General features: G+C 46.9%; 12 protein-coding genes. 9 read left to right on the top strand and 3 right to left on the bottom strand.

The window, feature by feature from the left end:
* Positions 1-6 precede the first annotated feature (6 nt).
* Genes dnm_RS09070 through dnm_RS09085 form a run of 4 tightly spaced genes read left to right on the top strand, consistent with a single transcriptional unit; the run spans position 7 to position 2209 of the window.
* On the top strand, positions 7-894 hold the full coding sequence (locus dnm_RS09070; protein ID WP_207682341.1) for an Rpn family recombination-promoting nuclease/putative transposase: 888 nt from the start codon (positions 7-9) through the stop codon (positions 892-894).
* Complete coding sequence (locus dnm_RS09075) at positions 875-1177, top strand: hypothetical protein (protein WP_207682342.1); 303 nt, start codon at positions 875-877, stop codon at positions 1175-1177. Before dnm_RS09070 ends, dnm_RS09075 begins: the two co-directional genes overlap by 20 nt.
* Positions 1158-1349 carry a hypothetical protein gene (locus tag dnm_RS09080; protein ID WP_207682343.1) on the top strand — a complete coding sequence of 64 codons (192 nt, stop codon included), beginning with the start codon at positions 1158-1160 and terminating at the stop codon, positions 1347-1349. The genes dnm_RS09075 and dnm_RS09080 overlap by 20 nt, the downstream gene beginning before the upstream one ends.
* Positions 1346-2209: an Rpn family recombination-promoting nuclease/putative transposase gene (locus tag dnm_RS09085; protein WP_207682344.1), complete on the top strand. Its 864-nt coding sequence runs from the start codon at positions 1346-1348 to the stop codon at positions 2207-2209. The genes dnm_RS09080 and dnm_RS09085 overlap by 4 nt, the downstream gene beginning before the upstream one ends.
* 57 nt (positions 2210-2266) lie before the next feature.
* On the opposite strand, the gene dnm_RS09090 is transcribed toward dnm_RS09085, so the two are convergent.
* Both dnm_RS09090 and dnm_RS09095 read right to left on the bottom strand, forming a co-directional pair.
* On the bottom strand, positions 2267-2509 hold the full coding sequence (locus dnm_RS09090) for a hypothetical protein (RefSeq protein WP_207682345.1): 243 nt from the start codon (positions 2507-2509) through the stop codon (positions 2267-2269).
* A 995-nt stretch (positions 2510-3504) separates the two neighbouring features.
* Positions 3505-5826, bottom strand: coding sequence for an Lcl domain-containing protein (locus tag dnm_RS09095; protein ID WP_207682346.1), 2322 nt, complete (start codon positions 5824-5826; stop codon positions 3505-3507).
* A 588-nt stretch (positions 5827-6414) separates the two neighbouring features.
* On the opposite strand from dnm_RS09095, the gene dnm_RS09100 reads away from it, so the two are divergent.
* Positions 6415-8007: an AAA-like domain-containing protein gene (locus tag dnm_RS09100; protein ID WP_207682347.1), complete on the top strand. Its 1593-nt coding sequence runs from the start codon at positions 6415-6417 to the stop codon at positions 8005-8007.
* Positions 8008-8016: 9 nt separating this feature from the next.
* On the opposite strand, the gene dnm_RS09105 is transcribed toward dnm_RS09100, so the two are convergent.
* The gene (locus dnm_RS09105; protein ID WP_246556349.1) at positions 8017-10176 is read right to left on the bottom strand and encodes an Ig-like domain-containing protein; all 2160 of its coding nucleotides are present in this window, start codon (positions 10174-10176) and stop codon (positions 8017-8019) included.
* Positions 10177-10207: 31 nt separating this feature from the next.
* Between dnm_RS09105 and dnm_RS09110 the strand changes: the two genes are divergently transcribed.
* The 4 genes from dnm_RS09110 (at position 10208) to dnm_RS09125 (ending at position 14633) form a co-directional block, all read left to right on the top strand.
* On the top strand, positions 10208-12007 hold the full coding sequence (locus tag dnm_RS09110; protein WP_207682349.1) for a hypothetical protein: 1800 nt from the start codon (positions 10208-10210) through the stop codon (positions 12005-12007).
* Positions 12008-12412: 405 nt separating this feature from the next.
* Entirely contained in the window at positions 12413-13453 is a 1041-nt protein-coding gene (locus dnm_RS09115) for an LVIVD repeat-containing protein (RefSeq protein ID WP_207682350.1), read from the top strand.
* Positions 13450-14205, top strand: a complete 756-nt coding sequence (locus dnm_RS09120; protein ID WP_207682351.1) for a cohesin domain-containing protein — start codon at positions 13450-13452, stop codon at positions 14203-14205. The genes dnm_RS09115 and dnm_RS09120 overlap by 4 nt, the downstream gene beginning before the upstream one ends.
* A gap of 17 nt (positions 14206-14222) precedes the next feature.
* Complete coding sequence (locus tag dnm_RS09125; RefSeq protein WP_207682352.1) at positions 14223-14633, top strand: cohesin domain-containing protein; 411 nt, start codon at positions 14223-14225, stop codon at positions 14631-14633.
* Positions 14634-14964: the final 331 nt, after the last annotated feature.

Below are 14964 nucleotides of genomic sequence, written 5' to 3' on the forward strand. Positions count from 1 at the left end.
AATCTTATGAAATTTTTACTGACCCCGAGGCTTGACTTTGTATTCAAAAAGCTTTTTACCCAGGATACGGAAATTCTGACGGATCTTGTCAACTGTGTGCTGGACCTGCCCGGTGACCGGCGGATTCTCTCCGTGGAAGTGAGGAATCCCGCCATTCTGCCGGAAGAGCTGACGAAAAAATTCATTATTCTGGATATCCGGGCGACCGACGATCAGAACAGGCACTATGATATCGAGATGCAGGTGCGGAGATACGCGTCCTATTCCAAACGGATTCTGTACTATCTGAGCAGGATGTATTCGGAACAGCTTGAATCCGGCGAGGATTACGAAACGTTGAGACCGGTCATCGGTATTCACTTTCTTGACTACACGGAATTTCCGAAGTATGAGAAAACATTTCATTTCCGCTTTGAGCTGAGAGACCGGAATCACCCTGCCCTCCGCCTGACAGAAGATATGTGCCTGCATCTTTTCGAGCTTCCCAAACTGAGGCGGATGACAGAGACGTGCGGGAACAAAAATCTGCTGGAATGGCTTCATTTTTTCAACCATGCCCATGAGGAGGGGGACAAAAAAATGAGAGAACATTACACCAACCCCAAGGTTCGGAAGGCGTTCGACGTGCTGGAAAAACTGAGTGCGGATGACATCACCCGCCAGCACGCGGAAATGAGGGAAAAAGCCCTGAAAGACGAGGTTTCCATGCTGGCCGCCGCTGAAAGGAAAGGTATGGAAAAAGGTGTAAAAGAAGGAATGGAGAAAAAAGGAAGAGAGACTGCCCGGAGCCTTATTGTCATGGGAAAACTGAGTCCGGATGAAATCGCACAGGTGACAGGACTGAGCCTGAATGAAGTGAGAGAACTGCGGGAAAATGAGGGAACATCACACTGATCCGAAAGTCCGAAAGACGTTCCGCATACCAGAAAAGCTGAATGCGGATGACATCACCCGCCAGCACGCGGAAATGAGGGAAAAAGCCCTGAAAGACGAGGTTTCCATGCTGGCCGCCGCTGAAAGGAAAGGTATGGAAAAAGGAATGGAGAAAAAAGGAAGAGAGACTGCCCGGAGCCTTGTTGCCATGGGAAAACTGAGCCTGGATGAAATCGCACAGGTGACAGGACTGAGCCTGAATGAAGTGAGAGAACTGCGGGAAAATGAGGGAACATCACACTGATCCGAAAGGCCGAAAGACGTTCCGCATACCAGAAAAGCCGAATGCGGATGACATCATCCGCCAGCACGCGGAAATGAGGGAGAAAGCCCTGAAAGACGAGGTTTCCATGCTGGCCGCCGCTGAAAGGAAAGGTATGGAGATACGTTCGTCATCAGGAGACATCATCTTATGAAATTTTTACTGACCCCGAGGCTTGACTTTGTATTCAAAAAGCTTTTTACCCAGGATACGGAAATTCTGACGGATCTTGTCAACTGTGTGCTGGACCTGCCCGGTGACCGGCAAATTCTCTCCGTGGAAGTGAGGAATCCCGCCATTCTGCCGGAAGAGCTGACGAAAAAATTCATTATTCTGGATATCCGGGCGACCGACGATCAGAACAGGCACTATGATATCGAGATGCAGGTGCGGAGATACGCGTCCTATTCCAAACGGATTCTGTACTATCTGAGCAGGATGTATTCGGAACAGCTTGAATCCGGCGAGGATTACGAAACGTTGAGACCGGTCATCGGTATTCACTTTCTTGACTACACGGAATTTCCGGAGTATGAGAAAACATTTCATTTCCGCTTTGAGCTGAGAGACCGGAATCATCCTGCCCTCCGCCTGACAGAAGATATGTGCCTGCATCTTTTCGAGCTTCCCAAACTGAGGCGGATGACAGAGACGTGCGGGAACAAAAATCTGCTGGAATGGCTTCATTTTTTCAACCATGCCCATGAGGAGGGGGACAAAAAAATGAGAGAACATTACACCAACCCCAAGGTTTGGAAGGCGTTCGACGTGCTGGAAAAACTGAGTGCGGATGACATCACCCGCCAGCACGCGGAAATGAGGGAAAAAGCCCTGAAAGACGAGGTTTCCATGCTGGCCGCCGCTGAAAGGAAAGGAATGGAGAAAAAAGGAAGAGAGACTGCCCGGAGCCTCATTGTCATGGGAAAGCTGAGTCCGGATGAAATCGCACAGGTGACAGGATTAAGCCTGAATGAAGTGAGAGAACTGCGGGAAAATGAGGGAACATCACACTGATCCGAAAGGCCGAAGGGCTTCCGTGTTGGAAAAACTGAGCGAGGACAACATAAGCCGTCAGCAGTCAAATGGCGGCGGGTTGTTCACAAAGGAACCGTCAGGCAAGGCGGATACCCTTGTCTGCGTGAATCCGCAGGTAAATATGACATCAGCGGGACAAACCGGCGTTCCTGAAATATCCCTGACAGTGCCGGTGATATGACAGACTTTTTCTGTTTCAGTGAAATTGGCGGTTATTTTATACCGGCCATGGCCCATGACTGATGAGGCCGATGTTCCGAAAACCAAGATGATGATCATAAAAAGATACTGATTATAACGGATTTAGGGGAGGGTCGACCAGACCCCGTAAGAGCGGCATATTTGCAGCGGCAGGTTTGCAGGCATCCCGACAAGCCCCGTAAGGGCGGCATATTTGCAGCGGCAGGTTCGCACGCCCCCGCGGGGCTTTGCCGGCCTGACATGATGAATGCTACAAATATGCCGCCCCCACGGGGCTTTGTCGGCCTCCCCTAAATCCGTTATAATCAGAAAAGATATATGATTTTTCTCATTATATTGATCCGTTATATAAGCAATTTCCATTGTCCCGAAATCAGAGTTCTGAAATCAGGCCGGGACCGGGAGATGAATATAAGTGCCTGTCCATAAATCCTGATTATAACGGATTTAGGGGAGGCTTCCCGGCGGCACTGTCATTCCGATTTCAACCCGGAACCCGCCGTTTATGCGGCAAAGGATTCAATGGTTCGGACAGTTTTTGCAGACAAATTTCACTGAGACAGAACTTATCCTTATGATATCATTTTTATTTTACAGGCCTGCCGTATTTATTCGCATGTCAGCTTCCGGGCTGACATGAAATAAAATGCGGCTCCGATCTGAAAAATTTCCTGCAAATTTTGTCATTTTTTTCAAAAGGAAAAACTTACAAAATTTGTAAGTTTTTGTATAACTGTCTTAAATTAACAGCAATAAAAACTTACAAAAAATGTAACTTTTCCGATTCCGGAAACAGGGCGGTTTTTACGGAATCCGCCGTTAAAAACTGTCCGAACCATTGCACGGGCACAGGCTTTTTAAAATTTTCCCCGGAATGACATGCGGGGAAAACGGCATCTTCCGGCATAATAATTTCAGGATGTTGTGCCCTCCCCTAAATCCGTTATAATCAGCATAAATCTTCGGACATGAGACCTCCGAGGTTTTTAAAACCTCGGAGGTCTCTGACAGATCAAAATTTTGGTCAGGTACTTAGCATAACCGGAGTCCCCAGGTGTTAAGCCCTGAACCCCTCACAACCCTGCTGACGTTCTGAGGATATAAACGATCTCCTCCAGACCGATTTTTCCGTCTTCGTTGATATCACCGCCGCACAGAGTCGTGTCCTCCGCCCCCATGCCCGCGATGACTCTCAGCCCCAGGATCGCATCTCCGATATCTGTGCTGCCATTGCCGTTATAGTCAACCAGGGGCGTCACTGTGACTGTTGTGGGAGATGACAAGGATATCAACCCGTCATCGTTTTTAGCGTAGAATATGATACTGTATTTTCCGTTGCAGGTGAAATCATTATAAACACCGGTAAAGACACTGTCTTTATCATCATCCGTAAGATCAAAGATCGGCAGGGTGATTTCCGGGGCTTTAAGGTCTTCTACCACAGCAGGCGGAGTGTAATCAGGCGGCCTGACCACAGCCCATACTTCAGCCTCTGTTGAAAGACCGGAAATTGTCACACTGAATTCCTGTGACGTATTAAAGTTTATCTCTCTGTTTTCAGGCTGCTCTGAAATAGTCGGAAAAGGCCCTGCTATCACAAAAAAAGAGCCTAATCGTTTTTCTGAGAGTGAATAGTCAGATTCCTCAGCCAAAACAGGATTCATGCGGCTGTAAGGGGGGCCGTTTTTTGTCAAGTTTTCTTTGGCGTCATGGAAACTATCAGCAAAAGTCTTACCGCCGTGAAGTTGGTTCATGAGGAAATGGGTAAAGGCGATACGTCCTTCGTGTCCCTGGTAAGCATCTTTTTCATCTGTGCAAGTGATGACCATGCGGTTCGGCCCGGACTTTGGCAAGCCATCTGTCAGCTCATCTACTAAGCTGCCGGATTTGCAGGCCTCTGTTATCACAACCACATCTCTGTTTGTGGCATTCTGAAAAGCCGTAAGCGCTTCATTCAGATCGCTTGCGTTGATGATCTCTCCTGGATAAACTTCAAGTGTGTTTATTCCGCCGTGACTGATTACCACGAGATAAAGAGGTCCTGGATTGCCTTGGTTCACAGCCCATGTTTTGATAGATTCGATGAGTTCATTCACAGTCGGTGTGTCATCGTTGACAATCAGGTCAGCAGTGCCGTCACCGTCAATGTCATGAAATGGCTCCGGATTGAAATAGTAAATGTCTTCTTTTCTGAACTCGCGGTCAAGAAATTCTGAATAAACCATGTCTGAGAGATACTGAGCAGAGTCATACATGGGGTCATGGGTATCTTTGCCGCCGCCGGCAACCAGAATCAGGTTGCCGGTCTCCGACACCCAGCCGCCCCGGACGGCCCGGACACGGAACGCATCTGATTTAATATAAGTGTTATCATTGCCGAGATCACAGGCCATCCCCCAGGCAGAATCCGGCTTATTGAGATATGTCGTGGCAGACCAATATACAGCGTTCTTTGTTATATCCGGGAAATATTCGGCATTGACAGCAGGGTCACTCTTGCTCAGGTCTGCTAGTGAGGCCAGTTCCTTGATTGTGGGAAGGCGCCACTCTTCAGAACCTCCAAGAGAAAGGTTTTCACAATAGGCCAGGGCATCTTTCCAAGTCATGGGTGATTCAGGCCCCTGTTTCTGCCATATCAGTTTAGTTTCGTTGTCTTTAACTGTTTCGTCATTATTCTCCAGAGGGTTTGGGTCCTCCCCTTCTCCTCCCCGGACGGCCCGGACATGGTATTCGGAAGACTTGCCCCGGCCGCTCTCCAGCCCGTACTCAAAATGGAGACACCAGGATTTGGCCGCGTCATTTGCGAGAGTGACGGAAGACCAGTACCCGGATGAGGCAGTCCCGGGGAAATAACCGGTATCTGTTGCCGGCATGTATTTCCCGTAATCCGCAATGGATCGGAGTTCCTCTCTGTCCGGCAGACGCCAGTCAGAATATCCCCCGAATTTTGCGGAATTCAGGGTATTGATAAAGTTCTCTGTATTTCCGGTCACACCGGGATCGCCGGAATTTCCGCCGTTTGTTTCAGAATTGCTGTTATACCAGGTGTATTCATTGTCCGCATCATGAGGATTGCCATAATCGGCTTTTTCGTCTTTTGCCTGCTTGACTTCCCAAATCAGCCCGGTCACATTGTCCCGCACCATGCTCCATTCCTCTGTGTCAGGTGCCAGGTCTTTTCCCTGGGCATCTAACTTGGTGTAAGAAGGCGGATTAATGAGATAGCTGGCATCCTGACCATAGAAATCTTTCCCGGACTGAGGGCGGGAGTTCATTTTCTGAGTGTCGTTGTACCACTCAGACTGTCCGGTGTCCGGAACAACGCCAGCTATGGCTGACATGGACAGTGACAGCATCAGAATTATGAAAAATAGTGTTTTTGTTGTTAGTTTCATTTTTTCTCCTTTTTGTTTCATTAAAATTTCCTGTAACAGACATTATCGGAAATAAGGGGTCAGCATCCGGAGTGCCAAACTTACAGTTTGGCGATGTCTCAGCTTGGCAATGTCTTATCCGGAGAGCTGTTCTTATTTCACAAATTAAATAATTTTTTAGCACATGGCGTATTGAAATGCAAATTATAAAAAAAGCAGGATTTCCCAAAAAACGATTTCTCTGCTGGACGGATATCTTATGGTATGATATGTTACATTTTTTTTACATCAGTACCTGAGCAAAAGTTTTTCATGCATCTTTTTTTCTGTGAGTGCCAGAGAAACCCGGGTTTTTCCTCCGCGGACGGCGGGTCATACCGTAAAAAAAGCCGGGTTTCTTCCCCGGACAAATATCGAAAACTTATGGTTAGGTACTTAATGTCATCATATCCGATTTGGCAGACCGCCAGACGCTCGTAAAAATGGAGAGCAGCGGATTTTTTGCGCTTCAGGACAGCAACAAAAAAAGCGTTCTCCTCCGTTTTTGAAGTTCTGCTGAGACGTTGACCAGTCGGAATACGCGGCTTTGTGCCGGAAAGGAGTGCATGTATGCGTCAATTTTCTTCTTACGGTCCTGTTGACACTGATCTGCATTATTATGCCCCCAGAAAGGACCTGACGGACAAGGCTTATATGCAGTTAAGAGGCAAAAATCCGAACAAGGGCGGTCATTACATCACGGTCTGGGCCCCTCGCCAGGCTGGCAAGACCTGGGTGATGCAGCAGGTTCTGAAAAAAATTAAGAAAAAAGGGGAGTTTGAGGTTGGCATCATCAGCATGCAGTCCGCAAAAACCCAAACCTCGGACCAGGGCGTTCTCAGGGTTTTTGTGAGAAAACTGGAAAAATGGTTTGACAGGAAACTGCCTGACACGGATTCATGGGAAAATCTGTCAGAACTGTTTGTGGGAGAACATTTTGAAAAACCTCTGATACTTATCATTGACGAATTTGACGCACTCCGGGAGAATTTTATAAACAAATTCGCAAATGAGTTCAGGGATATGTATATCAGCAGGCAGAACCAGGCGGACAGACCATCAGATAAGAAAAGCTGTCTCTTGCACGGACTCGCCCTTGTCGGCGTCAGAAGCGTTCTGGGCATTGAGAATGTTACAGGATCATCTTTTAATGTCCAGCGCACTATGCACATTCCCAACCTGACCTCCGGAGAGACAGAGGGGATCTTCACATGGTATGAGAGGGAAAGCGGACAGAAAATTGACGATAAAGTGATTGAGCAGATATTTTGTGAGACCCGGGGACAGCCGGGGCTGACCTGCTGGTTCGGGGAACTGCTCACGGAAAAATATAATAAGTATCTCTCGGACCCGATTTCAATGAGAAATTTTGAGATTGTCAGGGCTGCCGCGATCAAAGCGCTTCCCAACAACAATATTCTGAACATTATCAGCAAAGCAGACAGGGAACCATACAAGTCAGCGGTTCTGAATATGTTCAGAACCGCGAGGCGAACAGAATTCTCTTATGATGACAAAATACAGAATTCTCTTTATCTGAACGGCGTGATTGATTATGAGATTGAGAATGAGACCGACTATTTTGTCAGATTTGCCTGTCCCCTTGTCCAGAAAAGACTTTTCAACTATTTTGCGCGTGAGATGTTCGGATATGTGGGAAAAATTCATGAACCCTTTGAAGATCTGAGCGATACGCTTACCGAAAAAGGTCTCAATATCGGAAATCTCATGCGGCGTTTTCAGAACTACTTGAAAAAGAACCGGGAATGGCTGCTGAGAGACGCTCCGAGACGAAAGGACCTGAGGATATTTGAAGCGGTCTATCATTTCAGTCTGTACCGCTATCTCTGTGATTTCCTGGGAACGAGAGATGCCCGCGTCTGGCCTGAATTTCCAACGGGCAACGGGAAAATTGATATCATTATTGAATATGCGGGCCTGATTTACGCGCTGGAACTTAAATCTTATACAGACGAAAGGCAATATTACGAGGCACTGGATCAGGCTGCGCAGTACGGGAGGCAGCTCGGACTTTCGGAGGTTTCGCTGATTCTTTTCGTGGAATATGTTGATGATGCCAATCGTGAGAAATACGAAAACGCTTACACTGATAAAGATACCGGTGTCAGGGTGACACCGGTATTTGTTGAGACAGGGAGCTGACTTCAAGTTTCATTTCGAACCGGCGAGTTTTTTGAGAATACAGACAACCTCCTCCAGACCGATCTTTCCATCCCTGTTGATTTCTCCGTTGCATATGCTGATGTTATTTATACTGATTCCTGCCAGAGACCTCATAACCATAATCGCATCCCCTATGTCAGTGAGGCCGTTATTGTTATAGTCAATCACTGGCGGCACTGTGATGGTCGTGGGGGATGATACTGCGACCAGTCCGTCCGCGTTTCGTGCGTAAAATATAATTCTGTATTTTCCTTTACAGATAAAGTTCTCGTACTTGCCGGTAAAGACACCATCCAAAAAACCGTCTTTATCCTCATCCGTAAGCTCAACAGTCGGCAGAGTCACTTCCGGGGCTTTGAGATCCTCAACCAGCGCGGGGGGAGCGTAATTTGGCGGTTCTAACACGGCCCATACATTGGTCCGGCCCGAAATATCGGAAATGGTCGCGCTGAATTTCATGGTGGTCCCTGCATCAATTATACGATCCTCGGTTTTCTCGATAATTTCAGGGTACAGAGACGCAATCTGGAAACTACTGACCAGGTAGGTATCCTTGAGGATGATTCCATCCGGCTCCAATTTCGGATTCATCCGGCTGTACGGAGTACCGCAGTCTTTCAGTTGTTCCTTTGCCACATTGAAACTCTTACCAAAGGTTTCTCCGCTGTAAAGTCTGTCCATGAAGAACTGTGTAAAAGACATACGCCCCCTCAGTCCCAGATAAGCATCGTTCTCACCAGTACAGGTGATGATCATGCGGCCGGAGCCTTTATCCCCCGGACTTACGGCCAGATCATCTGTAAAACTCCCGGATTTGCACGCTTCAATCAGGACGACGACATCTCTGTCTGTATTCTTCTGAAATATTGAGAGCGAGTCGTTCAAAGGACCCGCAGTCATAAGCTGACCCGGATAAACCTCAAAAGTGTCAATTCCCCCATGATTGATCAGCACCAGATAGAGAGGGCCTGTGCTGGACTGCTCTGCTGCCCAGGTTTCGATGACCTGGTAAAGTTCATCCGCTGTGGGCGTGTCATCACTGACAATCGGGTCATCATAGCCATCATTATCAATGTCGTGGGATGGCTCAGGATTAAAGTAGCAGATATCTTTTTCTTCAAATCCCCTGCGGATAAATCTCAAATAGACTGTATCCGCAAGATACTGAGTGGATTCTTTCAAAGTATTGCTCTCATCAAGTCCGCCACCTGCCACAAGGATCAGATTGCCGTATGTCTGAACTGCGGGTTTCTCTTCTGTCCCGATTTTCAGACTGATCTCAGCGACCTGCCCTTCCGCGCTTGCATAAATAATCACATGGCCGTCAGATATGCCAGTAACGATGCCATTCTCATCCACACCAGCAATATGTTCATCAGATGATGACCACTCCGCGGCACTGACAGCCTCCTGGCTGGCATCGGAGTAAGTTCCCAGGGCATTCAGTTGCAGGGTTTCATCAATATTCACCTGATCCGAGTGAGCTGACACGCGGATATTGACAAGAACTCTCAGCGCGGTAAGGAGCGTTGTTTCAGTGGAGAGATGATAGAATGACGCGGGATCAATATCTTGTCCTGGTTCAATTTTAATATAATAATTCCCGGGTCCCAGGGTTCTTTCCAGGCCCACAGGTTCACCATCTGCTGATGTTTTTGAATATACCGGCGTTCCTTCTCCGTTGGTGATACTGACCTCATAATCGGCAGTTTCACTGTCCGAAGTGAAAGAGATGAGAACAGACATCTCCTCGGGCACAGAAAAGCCATAATAATCCACGTCTGAGTCAGAGTAAATTCTGCCCTGCCTAGGGTGAGAACTGTCCAGCGCGTTTGCAAAAACCAGGGTGTTATTGGATTCGATCTCCACCCGGGTGTTGTCAGATTCGTTTATCGTGATGGTATAAAAGGGCTGATATCCGCGATCTCCGGAATATTCTGTTTTAAGATAATAACACCCCGGGGTCAGCCCCACTTCAATGAATGCAGATAATGCATTTTTGGGACAAACCGTAGCGTCTATGGGATGCTGATCATCTTCCCGGTAAAGTGTGAGATGGTATTCAGTATCATTGCTCCGGGTCGTGAAATCAGCTTTTATGTAACAGGGAGTATTAAGAGAAAATAATATACTTCGCAATGCTTTCATCAAAGGCGAGGCCACAGATGGAAATGGAGATATGATCGGGTATGATATTGAGAATCCTTCCGGAATGATTGAAATCAACGGAGATGAAATCATATATGGGGATGAGACGGTCGCTTATAAGGTTGACATTGTTGATTTTAAAGCCGGAGATGATATGGCTGTCAGCGATACAGCGTCCCTGATTCTTCCCGGTCCTCCGAAGCCAGGACAATATAGCCTGAAGGTTTCCAATGGTAATGAGGAAGATATATTGAAGGGTGCTGTCACTTTCGGAGAGACCCCTCCGGAAAGACGAAAAGCCATTATTATCGCTGGCGGCGGAGACCCGAGTGATGATCTTTGGAACGCCACCGTGACTTGTGCGAATGAAGCCTATTTGGCTCTACTTTCCCAAGGCTATGTTGCTGACACCATATATTATCTCAATTCGGTGTCTGAGACCGACGCTGACGGTGACGGCAAGAAAGATGTTGATGCGGAAGCCACACTGGAAAATCTGGAGTATGCTATAAACACCTGGATCCGGCATCCTGAAAATCCTGAAAACACCACAGATGAACTTGTCATCTATATGGTCGGCAACGGTGGGATTGACGACAGCGGCGACAGCGGCTATTTTGAGATGAACACTGTGACAACAACGGATGAGAATAAGGGAAGGCTATATGCTACGAAGCTTGCCCAGTGGCTCAATGATTTGCAGCCTGATGCCGGAAGCAAAGAGCCAGACCCAGAGCCTTCTGTCACTCCGAAAAAAATTGTGGTGGTCTATGATGCGGACAGATCAGAAAGCTTTCTTTCCTCTGAAACGCTGTCAGTGCCCAAAAATGGAGAGCGTTATTTCATCACCAGCTCATCGGAAAATGAGCGCGCCTGGTTTCTCGAAAACGGAACATTTTCATTTTCATACCATTTCTGGGACTTTGTTGAGAGCAATGGATATCTGTGTAAAGCCTTCATACATGCCAGAGATATGATGGAAACAGATCAGATAGCGCAGATTGATACCAATACAGATGGAGAGGCAGATGAGATATACGAGAGAGGAATAGGGGAAAACAATACTATCATAACCATTAACGGAAACGAGATGGAGGAAAATATCCCCATCGGCAGAGGGCGTGTGGTTACATGTGTTGCTCCTGAAATAGAGGTTTGTGAAGACGACGGATTTCTGAAGATCACCGGACATGATTTGAAGCAACTTGAAGATGAAGGGATATCCCAGGAAACCATCAGTCAGTTGGGTAGTTTGAAAAATCGGGCATACAAAAATTCAGAGCAGTTCAAAAGTGATCTGAAAGAGACTGTCGGGGAACTGACAGATGAACTCAGTTCAATGATTCTGGAGCTTGCGAAAAAAGCTGAACCAATGATCCAAGTTGGTGATACCATGGCCTTCTGCACCAAAATTGTCAGTGATGCAAGTGATGTCGGAAAAATCGTGGCGAGGATTACCCTGCCTGAAAGTTCGCAGGTCACGTTCCGTCCTGCGGAAGAACTTGAAAGTGATGAGGATAATGTTATTTACACAGGAAAATATGAAAAATTCATCAGACCAGGGAAATACACCATCTCGTTTCAGGCAGCTCACATAAAAGATGAGTGTCCTCCGTCAGAGGTCAAAACCATCACTGTCAACTGCCTTCTCAAAGGGGATATCAGCAGGAATGACAGGATTGATCTGGCTGATGCGGTGCTGGCCCTGAGAATGACAGCAGCGACAGATCCCATTGAGATAGAGAACCCGTCAGAGATTGACGTAAACGGAGACGGAGAGATCGGGTTGGCGGAACTGATTTATATTCTCAAAGAGCTGACGCAAATGTAATCATAAGTTTTTCAATATTCTGATTATAACGGATTTTGGAGAGACCTGAAATATGACAGCGGATTGGAGGATCAAACGGATATTCTGTCAGTCCGTCTCATCCTCCGATCCGTTGTCATATTGCCTGAGACCGCAAAAAAAGCGATCAGAATCAGTCATACTGACCGGCCTCCCCTGAATCCGTTACAATCAGAAACTTGATTATCGAGTATCAGTAGATCGAAAACTTTTCGGGATAAAAGGAGTGCAAAAATGAAGCGAACGCGGAATTTTTGCAAAAATTCCGCGTTCGCTTCATTTTTGCACTCCTCGTAATTGATTTGGAAACAGTAGGTTATAAATTATTTTCGATCTACTGAGTATATAAAAACTTTTGCTCATGAGTTACAAAAAGGAGGCAATATCATGCAGTCCCCAAAAAATACTTATGTCATCACCCCGGTTATACTGAACATATTGATATGTTATCTCTTGCTTGCCCCCCTGGCCGTGTCTGCGGAACTGAAACTGGAATCAGTCTATCCCAACGCGGGTGTTCTGGACCAGAATATGACAGTGACACTCACCGGCACCGGGTTTGATGAAAACACAAGGGTTTCCATGCTGCCGGATGTGGGAAACAGGAAAGCCATTATCGGTACTGCGGATACCTCGGGAGGTGCCCGGGGCATTGCCATAGCAGACAGCACAGCATACATCGCAGATGGAAAGAACGGATTGCAGATATTTGACATCAGGAATCCGGAAACCCCTTCTCTCATAGAATCCGCGGACACCCCTGGAGAGGCGATTGATATTGCAGTGAGCAATGGCATGGCATATATTGCTGACGGAACTCACGGATTGCAGGTGATTGACCTGTCCGGCCCCTCGCTGATCAGTTCCCTGGATACCCCCGGATATGCCCAGGGCATCACCATAGCAGACACCACAGCATACATCGCAGACGGTGAAAAAGGCGTGCAGATCATAGATATCAGTGATCCGAAAAAACCTTCCCTGATCCGTTCTGTGGACACTCCCGGAGAAGCTTATGAAGTCGCTGTCAGAAATCAGACCGCTTATGTGGCGGATTATTATGGCGGCATCCAGGCCATCAACCTCGATGATGGCTCGGTCAGAACTGTGAATTCCCGGATAGATAAAGCTTGCGGCATTACCATCAGCGGAGATATCGCTTATGTGACTGATCATTTTAACGGATTGTATATCATAGATATGAATGATCCCTCCTCAATCCTCGGTTCTGTTGATACAAATGCCAATACCTATGCAGTATCTGTCGCTGATCAGAGTGTTTTTGTGGCGGACTATATGGGGGTAAAAGTGATTGACGTCAGCAATCCGTCCCATCCTGAAATCAGATGGATGGTGAAAACCCCGGGACCTGCCCTTGACATCCGGGTCATCGGAAAGAACGCATACACTGCCAACGGGATTCCATGATCAATGTCCTTGATCTGGGGATTTTTGCAGATCACTGGGGTGAAAGCTCATCACGCTCCTCCCGAAGTTCAGATTCGGACACTCCGGCAGGCTGCGCCCTGGATATGAATTATGCAACCAGCTATTATGACGACGAAATTTCGTCAAAAGATATTGATTCGACGGTCATTGCCGAAAAAGGTGCGGAAATAGTGGCAGCCGTGGTGGCCCAGAATGTCACTAATCTGGACACATATCAGCTACTGATCACTTTTGATCCGGACCGGATGATGTTTATTGAAGCTTATGAAGATTCGCCGGACGGGGAAGTGCAAAATTTTTTGAAAAAAAACAGCGGGGAGACCCTTGGATTTCAGGCTGTTGAACAAATTCCCGGAACAATCAATATTGCCAATGCATTGGCAGGAAGGGACACAGGTAAAGCACCTGACGGTTCCGGCATCATTGCCTTCCTGAAATTTAAAATTCTTGACAACGCTTCTAATAACTGGTTGAAGTTTCACAGTGTGAATTACCTGAATTCAGATGGTGTGGACAGGACGCCTGACAGCCTTATGGATGCGGTGGTAAATCCCATGTCATGTGATGATGATCTCGTCGGAACGGTAAGTCTGAAGGATGCGATCCTGATCTTGCAGACTTTGACGGGCCTGGAACAAGGCACTGGCATTTCTGATATCAATGGCGATGGTATCATTGGAATTGCTGATGTGGTTTCTATTTTAAGGGCTGTGGTCTGTGAGAACATGTAAACAGCCATGAGCGAAATATGAAACTCGGAGCAAATCACGAATCACAAATCACAAATTACAAATTACAAATTACAAATTACAAAATCATAAAGGAAAATATCATGCTGTGGAACAGATTGATTTCAATCATTTTCTGTGTACTTGTTTTTGGAGCAACAACTTCTCCTGTCTGGGCAGGCCAGAACGCGTCTGCGGGGTGTGCATTGGATATGAATATTGAAACCCGTGATTATGATGCGGGAATCAGTTCCAAAGATATTGAATCTGCGATCATGGCTGAACCTGGCGATGAAATACGGGTTGCGGTGGTTGTCCAGAATGTCAGCAATCTGACCTCCTATCAGGCTGTGGTGAATTTTGATCCTGCCCGCCTGAGCTTTATTGAAGGATATGATGATGATCCGTCCGTGGGAATAAATAATTTCTGATTATAACGGATTCGGGGGAGGCCCGCGAATATGACATCGGATTTAAGGATTTACCGGATATTCCGGGCCGGGACATCCGTCTCATCCTCCTGTCCGCTGTCATATTGCCCGATACCGCGGAAAAAACCCCGGGCCTCCCCAAAATCCGTTATAATCAGTATATTTTTAATTTGGGGAATTCTTTTTTGAGGATCGAGGATAAACAAGAATAAAAAGACCATTACCTGAATTGGCTTTATATCATCGGCTTTATTTCCGGTCATTTGAAGCTCCGCCCCGGTCATCAGTTCGAGCCTCAAATACAGAAACAGATAAGAAGCTGACCAAGTGC

This window comes from Desulfonema magnum, assembly GCF_017377395.1.
In the GTDB taxonomy this organism is placed as follows: domain Bacteria; phylum Desulfobacterota; class Desulfobacteria; order Desulfobacterales; family 4be13; genus Desulfonema_C; species Desulfonema_C magnum.

What these genes read in the sequence shown, in the direction of transcription:
- dnm_RS09070 (WP_207682341.1), top strand. Translation starts at nt 7, where the DNA reads ATGAAATTTTTACTGACCCCGAGGCTTGACTTTGTATTCAAAAAGCTT.
- dnm_RS09075 (WP_207682342.1), top strand. Translation starts at nt 875, where the DNA reads ATGAGGGAACATCACACTGATCCGAAAGTCCGAAAGACGTTCCGCATA.
- dnm_RS09080 (WP_207682343.1), top strand. Translation starts at nt 1,158, where the DNA reads ATGAGGGAACATCACACTGATCCGAAAGGCCGAAAGACGTTCCGCATA.
- dnm_RS09085 (WP_207682344.1), top strand. Translation starts at nt 1,346, where the DNA reads ATGAAATTTTTACTGACCCCGAGGCTTGACTTTGTATTCAAAAAGCTT.
- dnm_RS09090 (WP_207682345.1), bottom strand. Translation starts at nt 2,509, where the DNA reads ATGATCATCATCTTGGTTTTCGGAACATCGGCCTCATCAGTCATGGGC.
- dnm_RS09095 (WP_207682346.1), bottom strand. Translation starts at nt 5,826, where the DNA reads ATGAAACTAACAACAAAAACACTATTTTTCATAATTCTGATGCTGTCA.
- dnm_RS09100 (WP_207682347.1), top strand. Translation starts at nt 6,415, where the DNA reads ATGCGTCAATTTTCTTCTTACGGTCCTGTTGACACTGATCTGCATTAT.
- dnm_RS09105 (WP_246556349.1), bottom strand. Translation starts at nt 10,176, where the DNA reads ATGAAAGCATTGCGAAGTATATTATTTTCTCTTAATACTCCCTGTTAC.
- dnm_RS09110 (WP_207682349.1), top strand. Translation starts at nt 10,208, where the DNA reads ATGATCGGGTATGATATTGAGAATCCTTCCGGAATGATTGAAATCAAC.
- dnm_RS09115 (WP_207682350.1), top strand. Translation starts at nt 12,413, where the DNA reads ATGCAGTCCCCAAAAAATACTTATGTCATCACCCCGGTTATACTGAAC.
- dnm_RS09120 (WP_207682351.1), top strand. Translation starts at nt 13,450, where the DNA reads ATGATCAATGTCCTTGATCTGGGGATTTTTGCAGATCACTGGGGTGAA.
- dnm_RS09125 (WP_207682352.1), top strand. Translation starts at nt 14,223, where the DNA reads ATGAAACTCGGAGCAAATCACGAATCACAAATCACAAATTACAAATTA.